Source organism: Streptomyces sp. WAC06614, assembly GCF_003949795.1.
Taxonomy (GTDB): domain Bacteria; phylum Actinomycetota; class Actinomycetes; order Streptomycetales; family Streptomycetaceae; genus Streptomyces.
In genome coordinates, this window is the sequence record NZ_RPRY01000157.1 from 1 (window position 1) to 16,342 (window position 16,342).

The window sequence follows — 16,342 nt, forward strand, 5'->3', positions numbered from 1 at the left end:
ACCCCGGCCCGGACACCGAGCCCCGCACGGCCCCCGCCACGGGCCAGGACCCGGATCTCGCCACCGACCCCGACCACCCCGCGGCCGACACCGACCCCGCGACCGACACCGACCCCGCGACCGACACCGACCCCGCGACCGACACGGACACGGACACCGAGACCCGCCAGGGAGGCGACGCGTGAACGACGCCCTCGACGTCGCCCTGCGACTGCTCGTCGTCTTCGTCGCCTTCCTCGTGCTGCCCCTCGTCGTCGGGCAGACCGAGCACAAGGTGATGGCCCACATGCAGGGCCGCCTCGGCCCGATGTACGCCGGTGGCTTCCACGGCTGGGCCCAGCTCGTCGCCGACGGGGTCAAGTTCGCGCAGAAGGAGGACGTGGTCCCGGCCAACGCCGACCGCCGCATCTTCCAGCTCGCCCCCGCCGTCGCCCTCCTGCCCTACCTCCTCGTCCTCGTCGCCATCCCGATCGGCCCGAGCGAGGGCGCGGTCGGCCAGGTCATCGACGCCGGGCTCTTCTTCGTCCTGGCCGTCATGGGCGTCGGCGTCCTCGGCAGCCTGATGGCCGGCTGGGCCTCCGCCAACAAGTTCTCCCTCCTCGGCGGTCTCCGCACCGCCGCCCAGCTCCTCGCGTACGAGCTGCCCATGCTGCTCGCCGCCGCCTCCGTCGCCATGGCCGCCGGGACCGTCTCCCTCCCCGGCATCGTCGGCGCCTTCGAATGGTGGTGGCTGCCCTGGCAGATCACCGGCGCCCTGGTCTTCTTCACGGCCGGCCTCGCCGAACTCCAGCGGCCCCCCTTCGACATGCCCGTCGCCGACTCCGAGATCATCTTCGGCGCCTACACCGAGTACACCGGCCTGCGGTTCGCCCTGTTCCTCCTCGCCGAGTACGCCGGCATCGTCGTCCTGTGCGCCCTGACCACCGTCCTCTTCCTCGGCGGCTGGCACGGCCCCTTCGGTGCCGACGGCCTCGGCTGGCTGTGGACCCTCCTGAAGACCGCCGTCCTCGCCTTCGTCGTGATCTGGCTGCGCGTCACCTACCCGCGCCTTCGTGAGGACCAGCTCCAGAAGCTCTCCTGGACCCTGCTCATCCCGCTCGCGCTCGCCCAGATCGCGCTCACCGGCATCGTGAAGGTGGCGATCCAGTAATGCCCCCGATTCCCGGCTCCGGCCTCGCCAAGGGCCTCGCCGTCACCCTGCGCACGATGACGAAGCGGTCGCACACCGCCCAGTACCCCGACGTACAGCCCGAACTCCCGCCCCGCAGCCGGGGCGTCATCGGCCTGTTCGAGGAGAACTGCACGGTCTGCATGCTCTGCGCCCGTGAGTGCCCCGACTGGTGCATCTACATCGACTCCCACAAGGAGACGATCCCGGCCGCCACCCCGGGCGGCCGCGAGCGCAGCCGCAACGTCCTCGACCGTTTCGCCATCGACTTCTCCCTCTGCATGTACTGCGGTATCTGCATCGAGGTCTGCCCCTTCGACGCCCTCTTCTGGTCGCCGGAGTTCGAGTACGCCGAGACCGACATCCACGAACTCACCCACGAGCGCGACAAGCTGCGCGAGTGGATGTGGACCGTGCCGGCCCCGCCCGCCCTCGACCCGGCGGCCGAGGAGCCGAAGGAGATCGCGGCCGCCCGCAAGTCCGTCGAGAAGGCCGAGGCCGCCGCCGCGGCCGCCACCGCGACCCCGGACACCCCGCAGGCCCCGGACACCCCGCAGGCCCCGGACACCCCGGACACCCCGGCGGGAGGAACCGCCCGATGACCGGCACCACCCTGGCCGCCGCCGCCCAAGGCCACGGCTTCCTGTCGCCCAGCGGCGTCGAGATCGCCTTCCTCCTCGTCGGCCTCGCCACCCTCGGCGCGGCCGTCGTGACCGTCACGACCAAGCAGCTCGTGCACGCCGCCCTGTGGCTGGTCGTGGCGCTGGGCGGCATCGCCGTGGAGTACCTCCTGCTCACCGCCGAGTTCATCGCGTGGGTGCAGGTCCTGATCTACCTCGGTTCCGTGGTCGTCCTCCTTCTGTTCGGTCTGATGCTCACCCGGGCCCCCATCGGCCGCTCCCCGGACGCCGACTCCGGCAACCGCTGGGTCGCCCTGGCGGTCGCCCTGCCCGCTGCCGGCGCCCTGGTCTGGGTGGTCGTGGACGCCTTCCGGACCACCTGGATCGACCTCGACGGACCGGTCCAGGGCTCCACCAAGGTGTCCGGCGAGATCCTCTTCCGGCACTGGGTGCTGCCCTTCGAGGCCCTCTCCGTCCTGCTGCTGGCCGCGCTGATCGGAGCCATCGTGCTGTCCCGCAAGAACGGCGACCCCGGCCCCGCCCGGGGCAACGGCCCGACCGGCGCCACCGGTGCGAAGGGGAAGCGCTGATGCACCTCGCCTACCCCGCCGTCCTCGCGGCGCTGCTCTTCTGCACGGGCCTGTACGGAGTACTGGCCCGCCGCAACGCCATCCTGGTGCTGATGTCGGTCGAGCTGATGCTCAACGCCGTCAACCTCAACCTCGTGGCGTTCGACGTCTGGCTGCGCGACACCCTGCACGCCGGCCAGGCCCTCACCCTCTTCACCATCGCCATCGCCGCCGCCGAGATCGGCATCGGCCTGGCCATCGTGCTGATGGTCTACCGCAATCGGGGCACCTCCGACGTGGACCGGCTGCGCGACACCGTCGAGGGCAACGAGCCCCCGGCGGGCCCCGGCACCGCGACCGCCCCCGACCAGAGTTCCGTCCGGTCGGAGGTGACCGCGTGAGCACCACGACCCTCGCCGTCCTCGTCCCGGCGCTGCCCTTCGTGGGCGCGCTGGCGGGCCTGCTGCTGGGCCGTACCGCCCCCGGCTTCGTCCGGCCGCTGGCCGTACTGCCCACCCTGGCCGCCGCGGTGCTGGCCGTCCTCGTCGCCGTACGCCAGGGCGGCGGTCCGGCCATCGAGGCCGCGACCGAACTGACCCCCACCGGCTCGGTCCCCATCGAGCTCTCCCTCTACCTGGACGGCTTCGCCGTCCTGGTCGCCGTCCTGGTCGGGCTCGTGGCCACCTGCGTCCAGCTCTACTCGACGGCCTACCTGCGCGAGGACCCGCGCTACCCGTCGTACGCCGCTCTGGTCTCACTGTTCACCTCCGCCATGCTGCTCGTCGTCTACTCCGGCGACCTGATGGTGCTGCTGGTCGGCTGGGAGATCATGGGCATCTGCTCGTACTTCCTGGTGGGCCACTACTGGGATACCGAGGCCGCCCGGTCCGCCTCCCTCAAGGCCTTCCTCGTCACCAAGCTCGGTGACGTCCCCTTCCTGATCGGCCTGTTCGCGCTCGCCGCCGACGCCGGCTCCTTCGAGGTCCCCCGGATCCTCGGCACCGTCGCCGCGGGCGGGCTCGACCACCCGACGCTCATCGCGCTGCTCCTGCTGGCCGGAGTCGCGGGCAAGTCCGCGCAGTTCCCGCTGCACACCTGGCTCCCCGACGCCATGGCGGGCCCGACCCCGGTCTCCGCGCTGATCCACGCCGCGACGATGGTCGCCGCCGGTGTCTACTTCGTCGCCCGTCTCCTCCCCGTCTTCGAGGCCTCCCGCGCCGCACTCGTCGTCATGGCGGTCATGGCGGCGGTGACCATGGTGGGCTCCGCCCTGGCCGCCCTCGCCCAGGACGACATCAAGCGCGTCCTGGCCTATTCGACCGTCGGCCAGCTCGGCTACATGCTCGGCGCCCTGGCCGTCGGCGACCGCGGGGCCGCCGTCTTCCACCTCCTGTCGCACGGTGTCTTCAAGGCCCTGCTCTTCCTCGGCGCCGGCGTGATCATCCACGCCGCCGGGACGAACTCCCTGTCCGCCATGGCCCGCATGGACGGACTGGCCCGGCGCATCCCGGACGCCTTCTGGACCATGACGATCGCGCTGCTCGCGCTCGCCGCGATCCCTCCCTTCGCCGGCTTCTTCTCCAAGGAAGCCGTCCTCGTCGCCGCCGAGCACACCGCCACCGGCGGGTCCGACGGCGTCCCGAGCGCCGCCGGCTGGCTGGTGCTGGTCGCCGGTGTGCTCACCGCCCTGCTCACCGCCGCCTACGCCACCCGGCTGTGGCTGATGACCTTCCGCGGCCGGGGCGCCGCCGCGCCCGACCACGGCAAGGAGCCGCTCGCCATGACCGGCGTGCTGTGGCTGCTCGCCGCGCCCACGACTGCGTTCGGCCTGGCCGCCGGCCCGCTGCCCGACTGGTTCGACGGCCGTGAGCTCTCCCCGACGCTGACCACCTCCGTGCTCGGCACGGGCGCCGCCGTCATCGGCGTGATGCTCACCTACGCCCTGTGGCAGCGCGCCGCCGCCCAGGCCGCCCGCGTCCCGGCCGGACTGCCGACCGTCGCAGCGGCCGCCGCGGTGGAGACCGCCGTCGAGGAGTCGGCCGCCCAGGCGCCCGAGGTCGAGGAGGTCACCCACGACCACCCGGCCACCGCGACCGGCCCGGTCGCCGACCCCGGCAAGGCCCTGCTCGGCCCGCTCCACCGGCACGCCGCCGTCGGCTTCCACCTGGACGCCGTCTACGCCACGCTGTTCGTCCGCCCCGTCCGGGCCGGCGCGAGCCTGGTCCGCTTCCTCGACCGCGAGGTCGTCGACACGTACGTCCGTGGCGCGGGCGGCGGACCCCGGCTGCTCGGCGCCCTCGTCCGCCGGGCCCAGACCGGAAACGTGCAGAGCTACCTGAGCGCCCTGCTCGCCGGTGCCGTGGTCCTGGCGATCGCCACCGCCGTCCTCGCCAACGTCAACGCCGGATCGTGAGCCGTGAGTCAGCCGTGATCGATATCAGCCCGTCCGTGATGCAGTTCCTTCTGGCGTTCATCGTGGTCGCCCCGCTCGTCGGCGCGCTCGCCGCCCTGCTCCCGGCCCCGCCCGGACTCAAGGGCCGCAGCCCCGAGCAGGCCGTGCTGCGCCACGGCGTGACCGTGACCGGTGTGGTGCTCGCCGCGGCCGTCGCCCTCACCCTGGGCTTCGACCACGACACCCCGTCCCGCTTCCAGGCGACGACGGACATCAGCTGGATCCAGGCGCTGAACGTCCGGATCCACCTCGGCATCGACGGCATCTCGCTCCCCCTCCTCCTGATGACCGCGCTGCTGTTCTTCCTCTGCGCGCTCTACAGCTACTTCAAGCTCCCGGCAGGCCCCTCCCCGAAGGCCTTCGTCGCGCTGGTCCTCGTCCTCGAGTCCGGCACCCTCGCGACCTTCGCCGTCCTCGACCTGCTGCTGTTCTTCCTCGCCTTCGAGATGGTCCTGATCCCGATGTACTTCCTCATCGCCCGCTGGGGCGGTGACCAGCGGCAGTCCGCCGCCTGGAAGTTCATCCTCTACACGCTGCTCGGTTCCGTGGTCATGCTGCTCGGTCTGCTGCTGATCGGGCTGAACAGCGGCACGTTCGACATGGTGGCACTCGCCTCTGACAACGGCCGCGAACTCACCCGCACCACCCAGCTCCTGGCCGTCCTCGCCATCGGCATCGGCCTCGCCGTGAAGACCCCCATGTGGCCGCTGCACAGCTGGCTGCCGGACGCCCACACCGCCGCCCCCACGGTCGGCTCGGTGCTGCTGGCCGGCGTGCTGCTGAAGATGGGTACGTACGGGTTCGTCCGCATCCTGCTGCCCGTCACCCCCGACGGCATGCACACCGTCGCGCCCTACCTGGCCGCCTTCGCCGCCGTCGGCATCGTCTACGGGTCCCTCGCCTGCCTCGCGCTGACCCGCAAGGGCTCCAAGGGCGACCTCAAGCGCCTGATCGCGTACTCCTCCGTCGGCCACATGGGCTTCGTGCTGCTCGGCATCGCCACCATGACCCCCACCGGGGTCAACGGCGCACTCTTCGCCAACATCGCCCACGGCCTGATCACCGGCCTGCTCTTCTTCCTGGTCGGAGCCCTCAAGGACCGCTACGGCAGCAGCGACCTGGACACCCTCGCCGGGGCCACCGGCGCCGCCCTGTACGGCCGCGCCCCGCGCCTGGGCGCCCTGCTCGCCTTCGCCGCCGTCGCCTCGCTCGGGCTGCCCGGCCTGGCCGGGTTCTGGGGCGAGATGCTGGCGCTGTTCGGCGCGTTCGACCCGGCCGAAGGCCTGTCGCGGCCGGCCTTCCTGACGTTCATGGCGATCGGCGCGTTCGGCACCCTGCTCACCGCCGCATATCTTCTGATCGTCGTACGCAGGGTGTGCATGGGCGATCCGCAGGCCCGTCCCGAGGCCGCCCCCGCCGTCCTCTCCGACGTCCACGGCTACGAGTTCGCCGCCTGGACCCCGCTGGTCGCCCTGACCGTCCTCGCCGGCCTGTGGCCCGCCATCCTCCTCGGCCTCACCGACCCGGCCGTCCAGAAGCTCCTCGCAGGAGGCAACGCATGACGGCGACCCTCACCACCGCCGCCGACCGGGGCGCCGGCCTCGTCCAGACCGTCGACTGGCTCGCGATCGCGCCCGCGGCCCTGCCCGCCGCCGTCGCCCTCGTCGTCCTGGTCGCCGACCTGTTCCTGAGCGAGCGGAGGAAGGCGTTCCTCGGCTGGACCGCCCTCGCCGGCCTGGCGGCCTCCACCGCGCTGCTGCTGCCGCTGCGCGGCGGCGACCGGTCCACCTTCTGCCTCACCGACGCCCCCGAGGTCTGCAGCTACACCGCCGACCACTTCACCCTCGTCATCCAGTTCCTGGTGCTCGCCGGCGCCCTGGTCACCGCGCTGCTCTCGGTCACCGGCACCCGCGAGGGGCGGCTCCCCGCAGGCGAGTTCTGGTTCCTTCTGCTCTCCTCCGTCGCCGGCGCCGCCCTGCTGCCCGCCTCCCGCGACCTCGCCACCCTGATCGTCGCCCTGGAGGTCGCCTCCCTGCCCGCCTTCGCCCTGGTGGGCATGCGGCGCGGCGACCGGCTCTCCTCCGAGGCCGCGCTCAAGTTCTTCCTCTCCTCGGTCACCGCCACCGCCGTCTCGCTGCTCGGCGTCAGCTTCGTCTACGCGGTCACCGGCACCCTCCACCTGACCGAGCTGGCCGACCGCCTGGAGGACGTGCCCGGGCAGTTCGACACCCTCGCCATGGCGGGCGTCGCCCTGACCCTCGTCGGCTTCGCCTTCAAGACGGCCGCGGTCCCCTTCCACTTCTGGGTCCCCGACACCTACGTCGGCGCACCCCTGCCCATCGCCGGCTACCTCTCGGTCATCGGCAAGGCCGTCGGGTTCACCGGTCTGATCCTCGTCACCGTGATCGCCTTCCCGGCGTACTCCGACGTCTGGGGGCCGGCCCTGGCCGTGCTCGCCGCGCTCACCATGACCCTCGGCAACGCGGCCGCCCTGCGCCAGTCGCCCGACCGCGCCCACAGCGCCGTACGGCTGCTGGCCTGGTCCTCCGTCGGGCAGGCCGGCTACCTGCTGGTCCCCATCGCCGCGGCCGCCTACTCCGACCGCGACGCCATCGGCTCCACCGTCGCGTACGCCCTCATGTACGCCGTCGTGAACCTCGGCGCCTTCGCCGTCGCCGCGCTGGTCGCCCGCAGCAAGCCGCTGAACCGCATCAGCGACTACCGCGGCCTCTACGCCGAGCGCCCCGCGGCGGCCCTCGCCCTCGCCTTCTTCCTGCTCTGCCTGGCCGGTCTGCCGCCCGGCATCATCGGCCTCTTCGCCAAGGTCACCGTCTTCCGGTCCGCCGTCGACGCGGGGCTGGGCTGGCTGGCCGTGGTGATGGCGGTCAACGTGGTCATCGCCCTCTACTACTACCTCCAGTGGACGGCCGTCCTGTTCCGGGCCCCGGAGGGCGCCCGGGCGCCGACCGGGGCGCCGTCGGGGGCCGCGTCCGGCGTCGACGGGGCCGGTGCGGTGGCGGTCACGCCCGGGGGCGCCGGCGTCCCGACGGCCCGCATCCCGTTCCCGATCGTGCTCGCGATCGCCCTCACCGCCGTCGTCTCGGTGATCCTCTCGGGAGACCCGCAGGCCGTGCTGCGCTACGCGGCGTCGAGCCTGTTCCCGTACTGACGTCCACCCGAACGGCGCAACGCCCACGCCCGGGCCGGTACGGCTGCGGTAGGGGTGCGGGTACGCCCGCGGTACGGGTCCGGGTACGCCGGCGGCACCGGTCCGGGTACGCCGGCGGCACGGGTCCGGCGTGGCCTCGGCACGGTCCGGTACGGCCCCGGCACGGGACCGGCAGGGCCCCGCCGCGGCCGTGGCCGGGAACCCGTCGCTCCCGCCTGGCGTTGACCAGGAAGGGAGGGTCCACTGGACCGTAGAACCCCTTGCCGGGTCCCCCTGCCGCACCACTAGGAGGGCGTACCGTGCACCGCCGGCACAACGGGCTGAAGACCGCCGTACTCCTGGGCGGCCTGTCCGCACTGATCATCATCATCGGGAGCTTCTTCGGCCGCGCCGGTCTGATCGTCGCGGTCCTGGTCGCCCTCGGCACCAACGCGTACGCGTACTGGAACAGCGACAAGCTGGCTCTACGCGCGATGCGCGCCCGCCCCGTGAGCGAGTTCGAAGCGCCCGAGCTGTACCGGATGGTCCGCGAGCTCTCCACCTCCGCGCGCCAGCCCATGCCCCGCCTGTACATCTCGCCCACCGAGGCCCCGAACGCGTTCGCCACCGGCCGCAACCCGCGCAACGCCGCCGTCTGCTGCACCGAAGGCATCCTGCGCATCCTCGACGAACGGGAGCTGCGCGGGGTCATCGGCCACGAGCTCAGCCACGTCTACAACCGCGACATCCTCATCTCCTCGGTCGCCGGAGCCCTCGCCTCCGTGATCATGTTCCTGGTGAACTTCGCCTGGCTGATCCCCGTCGGCCGGTCCGACGACGACGAGGGCCCCGGCCTGCTCGGCATGCTGCTGATCGCGATCCTCGGCCCGTTGGCCGCGACTGTGATCCAGCTGGCCGTCAGCCGCTCCCGGGAGTACGAGGCCGACGCCTCCGGCGCCCAGCTCACCGGCGACCCGATCGCCCTGGCCAACGCGCTGCGCAAGCTGGACGCGGGCACCAAGCAGCTGCCGCTGCCGCCCGAGCCGCGCCTGGAGACCGCGAGCCACATGATGATCGCCAACCCCTTCCGTCCCGGGGAAGGTTTGTCGAAGATGTTTTCCACACACCCACCCATGGCCGAGCGCATCGCCCGGCTCGAACAGATGGCAGGCCGTAGGCAGTGAAGACGATCCTGAACCTCATTTGGCTCGTGCTCAGCGGGTTCTGGCTGTTCCTGGGCTACTGCCTGGCGGGCGTGATCCTCTGCATCACCATCATCGGCATCCCGTTCGGCATAGCCGCGTTCCGCATCGCGCTCTACGCCCTGTGGCCGTTCGGGTACACCACGGTCGAGCGGCACGACGCCGGCGCCGGCTCCGCCCTCGGCAACATCCTCTGGCTGATCCTCGCGGGCTGGTGGCTCGCCCTCGGCCACATCGCCACGGGCATCGCCCTGTGCATCACGATCATCGGCATCCCCTTCGGCATCGCCAACTTCAAGATGATCCCCATCTCGCTGCTTCCGCTGGGCCGCGAAATCGTCCGCACGGACGCGCCGTTCGCCACGCGTTGAGCCCGACGGGGGAGTTATCCACAGGCTGTGCGGGATGTGGGCGGCGTGGTCCACGATGAACGCATGAACGAGACGCAGCAGTTGCCGAAGTGGTCGAAGCCGTCGAAGCCGTCGAAGTTGCCGCAGTTGCCCGAGCAAGCCCCCCGCCGGACCGATCCCGGTGCCACCCGCCCGACCGGCATACGCACCGCGGGGTGACACCGCCCGCGCAGGGGTGGGCAAGGAGGCCCGTACGCGGGCCCATGCAGAGGAGTTCAGGCCCCGGCGCCAGGCCTGAGCTTCGCCCGTACGCCGTAGACCAGGGCGCCCAACGCGAGAACGCCGGCCCCCGTGAAGGCGCTCTCGACAGGCAGCGTGCACGCCAGCACCACACAGCCGGTCAGCCCGACCGCTGCCACGGCCCGTCCCTTGACACCTGAATCAAGAGTCCACGCAGAGGCGTTCGCGATCGCGTAGTAGGCGAGTACTCCGAAGGAGGAGAAGCCGATCGCGCCGCGCAGGTCGACCGTGGCGGCCAGCACCGCCACCACCGCACCCACGACCAGCTCCGCGTGATGCGGCACCTGGTGGCGCGGATGTACGGCGGCCAGCGCCCGGGGCAGATGGCCGTCACGGGCCATGGCCAACGTCGTCCGCGACACCCCGAGCACCAGCGACAGCAGCGCTCCCAGCGCGGCCAGCGCCGCCCCGGCCCGGACCACGGGGGCCAGTCCGGGCTGCCCCGCCGCCCGTACCGCGTCGGCCAGCGGCGCCGTCGACGCGGCCAGATCCTCCGCGCCCAGCACCGACAGCACCGCCACCGCCACCGTGGCGTACACCAGCAGAGCGATCCCCAGGGCGACCGGCACCGCCCGCGGGATCGTGCGCTGCGGATCGCGCACCTCCTCGCCCAGGGTGGTGATCCGCGCGTACCCGGCGAAGGCGAAGAACAGCAGCCCGGCCGCCTGCAGCAGCCCCGCCACGCCCCCGGTGGCCTCCCCGGTCAGCCGCCCGGCGTCGGCCGCGGCCGAGCCCAGGCAGGCCACCACCACGGCGGCCAGCACCGTCAGTACCGCCGCCACGATCACCCGGGCGATCCGGGCGGACTTCTGCACGCCCCCGTAGTTCGCCGCGGTCAGCGCCACCACCGCGGCCACCGCCACCGCACGCTCCTGACCTGGCCAGACGTACGCCCCGACGGTCAGGGCCATGGCCGCGCAGGATGCGGTCTTGCCGATCACGAAGCCCCAGCCGGCCAGATATCCCCAGAAGGGCCCGAGCCGCTCGCGCCCGTAGACGTACGTGCCGCCGGACGCCGGGTACCGGGCGGCCAGCCTCGCCGAGGAATGCGCGTTCCCGTACGCCACCACCGCCGCCAGCGCCAGCGCCCCCAGCAGCCCGCTGCCCGCCGAGGCGGCCGCCGGACCGAGGGCGGCGAAGATGCCCGCGCCGATCATGGCGCCCAGCCCGACGACCACGGCGTCGGTGACCCCGAGCGTGCGTCTCAACTCGCGTTCCACGCGCCGGATGCTAGCCCGGCTCGGGGGCGCCCTCCCGGCCGGGGGCTGCCGCGCGCCGCTCCCGCTGGCGGGCCCAGCCGTCCAGGGCGGTCAGACAGGCGTGGTCCAGGTGGCGCAGCCCGCTCAGGTCGAGCCGCACCGGCCGGTCGCCCGGCTGCGCCTCCAGCACGTCCAGCAGCTTGGGCAGCCGCAGGAAGCTGGCGTTGCCCATCACCCGCAGGCACAGGGTGCCGTCCTCCCAGACCTGTTCCACCTGCACGTGGGAGGTCTCCCAGGCGGCCTTGGCGACGGCCAGGGTCAGGCCGACGAGCACCCCTTCGAAGAGGTTCGTGGTCACGATCGCCCCGGCCGTCGCCACGAGCACCACCGCCTCGCCCCGGTGCGTGCGCCACAGCGCGACGACCGCCCGCGCCGGCAGCAGCTTCCACCCGGCGTGCAGCAGCACCCCGGCCAGGGCGGCCAGCGGCACTGCCGACAGCGCCTGCGGCAGCGCCACGGCGAACAGCAGCAGCCAGGCGCCGTGCAGCACCCGTGACGCCCGGGTGCGGGCCCCGGCCTGCACGTTGGCCGCGCTGCGCACGATCACCGCGGTCATGGGCAGCGCCCCGAGCAGCCCGCAGACGGTGTTGCCGATGCCCTGGGCGACGAGTTCGCGGTCGTAGTCGGTCCGCGGCCCGTCGTGCATCCGGTCCACGGCGGCCGCGCTGAACAGCGTCTCGGCGGAGGCGATGAGTGCGAGCGCGACGACGGTGCCGACGGCTCCCGGGGAGAGCAGCAACCCGAGGTCGGCGAGGCCGACCGGTTGCACGGTGGAGAGCACCCCGGCCACCTCCACCCGCTGCACCGGCAGGGACAGCGCCGCCGCGGCAGCGGTGGCGGCCGCCACCCCGACCAGCGCCCCGGGCACCACCCGGACCCGGTCCGGCATCCGCTGCCAGCCGACCATGATCAGTACGGTCCCCAGCCCGAGCACCACGGCCGTCCACTCGGCCCGGCCGGCCAGCCCCGTCAGCCCGCCGAGCTTCGCGGGCATGCCACCGGGGGCGGAGGCGTCCCCGAGGGCGTAGACCTGCCCGGTGATCAGCACCAGGCCGATCCCGGCCAGCATGCCCTGCACGACGGCGACGGAGATCGCCCGGAACCACCGCCCGAGCCGCAGTGCCCCCATGCCCAGCTGCACCGCCCCGGCAGCCAGCACCAGCACCCCGAGCGCGGCGAGGCCGTGCGCCTGCACGGCCTCGTACACGAGCACGGTCAGTCCCGCGGCGGGCCCGCTGACCTGCAAGGAGCTGCCCCGGAAGGAGCCGACGAGGAGCCCGCCCACCACTCCGGTGACGATCCCCAGCTCTGCGGGCACACCGGAGGCGACGGCCACGCCCACGCAGAGCGGAAGTGCGACCAGCGCGACGACGACGGATGCCCCGAGGTCTTCGCGGAATGTGCCGGCCCCGAGCATGCGAGAACCCCCTGCCACGTATGTGATGGACGTCACCCAGCGTGGTGGGTGTCATCCACCCGCGCCAAGTGACCACAGGGGGTCTGCGGAGGGGCGCGCGCCGCACGCGCGCCGCGTGCGACCGGCGAGCGCCGATCTTTAGCGGTAGTTCACGAACTGGATCGCGAAGTCCAGGTCCTTCTCGCGGAGCAGCTGCTGGACGGCCTGGAGGTCGTCACGGCTCTTGGAGCTGACGCGCAGCTCGTCGCCCTGCACCTGCGCCTTGACGCCCTTGGGGCCCTCGTCGCGGATGATCTTGGCGACCTTCTTGGCGTTCTCCTGGGAGATGCCCTCCTGGATCGTCGCGAAGATCTTGTACTCCTTGCCGGAGAGCTGCGGCTCGCCCGCGTCCAGGGCCTTGAGCGAGATCTGCCGCTTGACCAGCTTGGTCTCGAACACGTCGAGGACGGCCTTGACCCGCTCCTCGGAGTTCGCCTCCATCAGGATCTTCTCGCCGGACCAGGAGATGGAGGCGCCGGTGCCCTTGAAGTCGTAACGCTGCGAGAGCTCCTTGGCGGCCTGGTTGAGGGCGTTGTCGACCTCCTGCCGCTCGACCTTCGAGACGATGTCGAAACTGGAGTCGGCCATGTGCTGTGGCTCCTTGATGTCGGCTGCGATTGCTCGGGGCAAAGCCTAGCCACCGCACCCGCCCGAAGTGCCGATCAATCCTGTGGCGAAGCATCCCTGAGCATCGGGTATTGTTTACGTCGTTGCCAGAGAGCACCGCCGAGAGGCGAACTCGAAGCGACATCCCATGGCGGTGTGCCCGAGTGGCCAATGGGAGCGGACTGTAAATCCGTCGGCTTAGCCTACCCAGGTTCGAATCCTGGCGCCGCCACGCGAAGAGAGCCCTCTTGATCTGCGGAAACGTGATCAAGGGGGCTTCTTCGACATCGCGCGCGACTACGGAGAGTAGTCGTGGAGGTGTGCGGCGTCAGGGGCCCGGTCGGCGGTCGGGTCGGGTCAAGGTGGGCCGCGCAAAACGGAAGTGATGGGGCGTATCCGGACGGTCCTCGGTGTCGTTGTCCCGGCGTGAAGTGGACTGCGAAGGCACGGGGGAAGGTTGGTGGCGGGGTGCTGCTCGCCCTGCTGGGGGCCGGGATTCCGGCTCTGGTGGGGGCGTTGCAGGGGGACGTGGGGGAGTCGTACCACGAGACCCGGCTGTACTTCGGGACCCAGCGGACCGGGGGCGGTGAAGTGCGCGAGCAGGAGTTCGCGGCGTTCCTGGACCGGGTCGTGACGCCCGCGTTCCCGGAAGGGCTGACGCTCCACGAGGGGCGCGGGCAGTGGCGGGAGCAGGACGGGGACCTCGTACGCGAGCGGTCGTACGAGCTCGTGCTCCTCTACCCGGAGACCGAGGCCGAGGAGCGCAACGTGCGCGTCGAGCGGATCCGGCGGGCGTACGAGCGCACGTACGACCAGGATTCGGTCGGCCGGTCCGACGACCAGGTGACGGTCGACTTCTGACCGGCCGGGACCCGGGGCCCAGGGCCTCGCGGGACCCCCGGGACCGTTGGGGCCCGCAGGTCTCGCGGGACTCCTGGGGCCGTCGCGACCCGCGGGGCTCGGGGACCCCCGGGCCATCGGGGACCGCCACGCGCGTCGGGGCCCTTGGTGCGGCCGTCCATCCATCGCCTGGGGGCCTTCGGCGTGCGCCCGCCGGGTGGGGGCCTCGGAGGGGCCTCAGTTGCCTGCGACGTCCCTCACCGCCACCGGGAACGGGGTGGAGCCGGAGACCAGTTCCAGGGTGAGGCCCGCCGTCGCCGGAGTGTCGATCAGCTCGGCCAGCACCGCCGCCACGTCGTCGCGCGGGATCGACCCGCGGCCGGTGTGCGCCGCCAGCCGGACCAGGCCGGTGCCGGGCTCGTCGGTCAGCGCCCCGGGGCGCAGGACCGTCCACTCCAGGCCGATCCGGGTGCGCAGGTGGTCGTCGGCCTCGCCCTTGGCGCGCAGGTAGGCGTCGAAGACGTCGTCGCCCGGATGGCGGGCGTCCGCGCCCATCGAGGAGACCATCACGAAGCGGCGGACCCGGGCGCGTTCGGCCGCGTCGGCGAACAGGACCGCCGCGCCCCGGTCCACCGTGTCCTTGCGGGCCGGCCCGCTGCCCGGGCCCGCGCCGGCGGCGAAGACCACGGCCTCCGCGCCCTGGAGGACCGCGGCGACCTGTTCGACCGAGGCCGACTCCAGGTCGCACAGCACCGGTTCGGCGCCGACCAGCCGTAGGTCGTCGCCCTGTGCCGGGTCGCGGATGATGCCCGCGACCTCGTATCCGCGCGCGCTGAGCAGCCGTTCCAGCCGCAGCGCGATCTGACCGTGTCCACCCGCGATGACGATGCGCATGGACCGACCGTACGACGGCGGGCGCGCGGCCGCCCGCAGCCGCTCAGGGACCTGGCTCCATACGGCCCTGCCGGGGGAGGTCCAGCGCCACCGCGACCGCCGAGTCGCAGTACTCGCGCACCGCGCTGGTGCGAGCCACCACCCGGCCGCGGTGGATGACGATGCGGCTGTAGGCGAGGGAGAGCACGCCGGCGATCCGGTCGCCGCGCACGGCGAGGAGTTCGGCCGGGAAGCCGGCCTCCACCCGGACCTCCGGCAGGCCCATCGCCTCCCTGGCCTCGGTGCTGACGGTGTCGTAGGCCTCGGCCGGGCGCAGGCCGCCCTGCGAGGCGAGGAGGTAGGCGGCCTCCAGGGGGTCGCCCCGGCCGACCGGGTTGCCGGCGTCGCGCAGGGCGCCGCTGCCGGCGGCGACGCGGACGCCCCCGGTGCGCAGCAGCCGGACCGGGGCCGGGCGGGGGCCGCGGCGTTCCAGGGCGGCGCAGTCGCCCTGCGGAAGGCACGTCACCCTGACGCCGGCCGCCGCCAGTTGGTCGGCGGCGCGGGTGACCACGTCCAGGGGGAGCCGGGTGAGGCCGCCGCACGGGCCGATGGACACGCCGGGGCGCAGTCCGCCGGCCATCGCCGCCAGGCGGGCCAGGCGGGCCGGGTCGTCGCCGTCGGTGTGGAGGTCCACGGGGCAGCCGTGTTCGGCGGCGAGTTCGAGGACGGCCTCCAGGAAGCCGGTCGGGTCCGGGTCGAGATCGGGGCAGCCGCCCACCACCGCCGCGCCCATCTTGAGCGCGTCGCGCAGCATCGCCCGTCCGTCGGCGCCGGCCACGCCGGTGAGGAGACGGGGCACGGCGACGGCGGTGAGGTCGGTGAGTCCGCGCAGGGAGCGGCGGGCCTGGAGCACGGCCTCCAGCGGAGTCAGGCCGTGGACGTCGCCGATCCGGACGTGCGAGCGGACCGCGGTGGCCCCGTGGCCGAGCTGGAGCAGGGCCGCCTCGGTGGCCCGGCGCTGCACTTCGTCGACGGCGTACGACACCGGGCCGGCCGTGTCGGCGGTGAGCGCGGTGTCGCCGTGGGCGTGGGGCTCGGCGGGAGCGGGCAGCAGCAGGTAGCCGGTGAGGTCGACCCGGGAGGGGGACGGGGCCGGCAGGCTGCCGACGGTGCCGACGGCCTGGATGCGGCCGCCGCTGAGCCGGACGTCGACCGTCCGCCCGTCCGTGAGGCGGGCGCCGGCGAGCAGCAGCGTCGTGGGGTCGGCGGCCGAGCCGTGGTGGGCGGCGCCTGGTTCCGGGGCGTGGCTGTCGGGCATCGCGCTCCTGCGGTGGGCTCGGGCGTTCCCCGGGCCCTGGCCACAGCCACGGCCCAAGATCGCGCAGCGTCCTCAGAGCGTAGGGCGCGTGGCTCCCGCCATCGCGGAGGACCGAATAGTCATACCGCCGTGGTCCCGCCCAAGGCCCCACCACTCCTGGCCCCACGGGCCCCACTCCTCC

The 16,342-nt window shown here is 73.0% G+C and carries 17 protein-coding genes and 1 tRNA gene; 13 read left to right on the plus strand and 5 right to left on the minus strand.

Going from position 1 to position 16,342, the window contains the following annotated elements:
- The 11 genes from EF918_RS37110 to EF918_RS38355 all read left to right on the plus strand — a co-directional run.
- A partial coding sequence (locus EF918_RS37110) for a hypothetical protein (RefSeq protein ID WP_185921839.1) occupies window positions 1–185 on the plus strand: 185 nt, incomplete at its 5' end.
- Entirely contained in the window at window positions 182–1,150 is a 969-nt protein-coding gene (locus EF918_RS20995; protein WP_125648809.1) for a complex I subunit 1 family protein, read from the plus strand. The genes EF918_RS37110 and EF918_RS20995, both read left to right, overlap by 4 nt.
- Window positions 1,150–1,770 carry an NADH-quinone oxidoreductase subunit I gene (locus EF918_RS21000; RefSeq protein ID WP_125648812.1) on the plus strand — a complete coding sequence of 207 codons (621 nt, stop codon included), beginning with the start codon at window positions 1,150–1,152 and terminating at the stop codon, window positions 1,768–1,770. The genes EF918_RS20995 and EF918_RS21000 overlap by 1 nt, the downstream gene beginning before the upstream one ends.
- Window positions 1,767–2,378, plus strand: a complete 612-nt coding sequence (locus tag EF918_RS21005; protein WP_125648815.1) for an NADH-quinone oxidoreductase subunit J — start codon at window positions 1,767–1,769, stop codon at window positions 2,376–2,378. Before EF918_RS21000 ends, EF918_RS21005 begins: the two co-directional genes overlap by 4 nt.
- Entirely contained in the window at window positions 2,378–2,758 is a 381-nt protein-coding gene (nuoK, locus tag EF918_RS21010; RefSeq protein WP_125648819.1) for an NADH-quinone oxidoreductase subunit NuoK, read from the plus strand. Before EF918_RS21005 ends, nuoK begins: the two co-directional genes overlap by 1 nt.
- Window positions 2,755–4,770, plus strand: a complete 2,016-nt coding sequence (locus tag EF918_RS21015; protein ID WP_125648822.1) for an NADH-quinone oxidoreductase subunit L — start codon at window positions 2,755–2,757, stop codon at window positions 4,768–4,770. Before nuoK ends, EF918_RS21015 begins: the two co-directional genes overlap by 4 nt.
- A 14-nt stretch (window positions 4,771–4,784) precedes the next feature.
- Complete coding sequence (locus tag EF918_RS21020; RefSeq protein ID WP_125648826.1) at window positions 4,785–6,371, plus strand: NuoM family protein; 1,587 nt, start codon at window positions 4,785–4,787, stop codon at window positions 6,369–6,371.
- Window positions 6,368–7,978 (plus strand): NADH-quinone oxidoreductase subunit N, encoded by a 1,611-nt coding sequence (locus EF918_RS21025; RefSeq protein ID WP_125648830.1) that lies wholly within the window; start codon window positions 6,368–6,370, stop codon window positions 7,976–7,978. The genes EF918_RS21020 and EF918_RS21025 overlap by 4 nt, the downstream gene beginning before the upstream one ends.
- Before the next feature lie 299 nt (window positions 7,979–8,277).
- Window positions 8,278–9,141 carry a zinc metalloprotease HtpX gene (gene htpX, locus EF918_RS21030; RefSeq protein ID WP_125648833.1) on the plus strand — a complete coding sequence of 288 codons (864 nt, stop codon included), beginning with the start codon at window positions 8,278–8,280 and terminating at the stop codon, window positions 9,139–9,141.
- A complete protein-coding gene (locus tag EF918_RS21035) occupies window positions 9,138–9,530 on the plus strand; it encodes a YccF domain-containing protein (RefSeq protein ID WP_125648836.1) in 393 nt (130 codons plus the stop codon). Before htpX ends, EF918_RS21035 begins: the two co-directional genes overlap by 4 nt.
- A gap of 63 nt (window positions 9,531–9,593) precedes the next feature.
- Window positions 9,594–9,728 (plus strand): hypothetical protein, encoded by a 135-nt coding sequence (locus EF918_RS38355; protein WP_260610443.1) that lies wholly within the window; start codon window positions 9,594–9,596, stop codon window positions 9,726–9,728.
- 56 nt (window positions 9,729–9,784) lie between these two features.
- Here the strand turns inward: EF918_RS38355 and EF918_RS21040 are convergent, their stop codons facing one another.
- From EF918_RS21040 to EF918_RS21050, 3 genes are all read right to left on the minus strand, one after another.
- On the minus strand, window positions 9,785–11,029 hold the full coding sequence (locus tag EF918_RS21040) for an APC family permease (protein ID WP_125648839.1): 1,245 nt from the start codon (window positions 11,027–11,029) through the stop codon (window positions 9,785–9,787).
- A gap of 10 nt (window positions 11,030–11,039) precedes the next feature.
- The gene (locus tag EF918_RS21045) at window positions 11,040–12,485 is read right to left on the minus strand and encodes a SulP family inorganic anion transporter (protein WP_125648854.1); all 1,446 of its coding nucleotides are present in this window, start codon (window positions 12,483–12,485) and stop codon (window positions 11,040–11,042) included.
- A gap of 138 nt (window positions 12,486–12,623) precedes the next feature.
- Window positions 12,624–13,112: a YajQ family cyclic di-GMP-binding protein gene (locus EF918_RS21050; protein ID WP_125648842.1), complete on the minus strand. Its 489-nt coding sequence runs from the start codon at window positions 13,110–13,112 to the stop codon at window positions 12,624–12,626.
- 168 nt (window positions 13,113–13,280) lie between these two features.
- Here EF918_RS21050 and EF918_RS21055 point away from each other — a divergent pair.
- Window positions 13,281–13,362, plus strand: a tRNA-Tyr gene (locus tag EF918_RS21055).
- Window positions 13,363–13,598: 236 nt separating this feature from the next.
- Complete coding sequence (locus tag EF918_RS21060) at window positions 13,599–13,991, plus strand: DUF3574 domain-containing protein (RefSeq protein ID WP_260610444.1); 393 nt, start codon at window positions 13,599–13,601, stop codon at window positions 13,989–13,991.
- 216 nt (window positions 13,992–14,207) lie between these two features.
- Here the strand turns inward: EF918_RS21060 and EF918_RS21065 are convergent, their stop codons facing one another.
- Window positions 14,208–14,864 (minus strand): SDR family oxidoreductase, encoded by a 657-nt coding sequence (locus tag EF918_RS21065; protein ID WP_125648848.1) that lies wholly within the window; start codon window positions 14,862–14,864, stop codon window positions 14,208–14,210.
- A gap of 43 nt (window positions 14,865–14,907) precedes the next feature.
- Window positions 14,908–16,161 (minus strand): amidohydrolase family protein, encoded by a 1,254-nt coding sequence (locus EF918_RS21070; RefSeq protein WP_125648851.1) that lies wholly within the window; start codon window positions 16,159–16,161, stop codon window positions 14,908–14,910.
- Window positions 16,162–16,342 lie beyond the last annotated feature (181 nt).

What these genes read in the sequence shown, in the direction of transcription:
- EF918_RS21000 (WP_125648812.1), top strand. Translation starts at nt 1,150, where the DNA reads ATGCCCCCGATTCCCGGCTCCGGCCTCGCCAAGGGCCTCGCCGTCACC.
- EF918_RS21005 (WP_125648815.1), top strand. Translation starts at nt 1,767, where the DNA reads ATGACCGGCACCACCCTGGCCGCCGCCGCCCAAGGCCACGGCTTCCTG.
- nuoK (WP_125648819.1), top strand. Translation starts at nt 2,378, where the DNA reads ATGCACCTCGCCTACCCCGCCGTCCTCGCGGCGCTGCTCTTCTGCACG.
- EF918_RS21025 (WP_125648830.1), top strand. Translation starts at nt 6,368, where the DNA reads ATGACGGCGACCCTCACCACCGCCGCCGACCGGGGCGCCGGCCTCGTC.
- EF918_RS38355 (WP_260610443.1), top strand. Translation starts at nt 9,594, where the DNA reads ATGAACGAGACGCAGCAGTTGCCGAAGTGGTCGAAGCCGTCGAAGCCG.
- EF918_RS21045 (WP_125648854.1), bottom strand. Translation starts at nt 12,485, where the DNA reads ATGCTCGGGGCCGGCACATTCCGCGAAGACCTCGGGGCATCCGTCGTC.
- EF918_RS21050 (WP_125648842.1), bottom strand. Translation starts at nt 13,112, where the DNA reads ATGGCCGACTCCAGTTTCGACATCGTCTCGAAGGTCGAGCGGCAGGAG.
- EF918_RS21065 (WP_125648848.1), bottom strand. Translation starts at nt 14,864, where the DNA reads ATGCGCATCGTCATCGCGGGTGGACACGGTCAGATCGCGCTGCGGCTG.
- EF918_RS21070 (WP_125648851.1), bottom strand. Translation starts at nt 16,161, where the DNA reads ATGCCCGACAGCCACGCCCCGGAACCAGGCGCCGCCCACCACGGCTCG.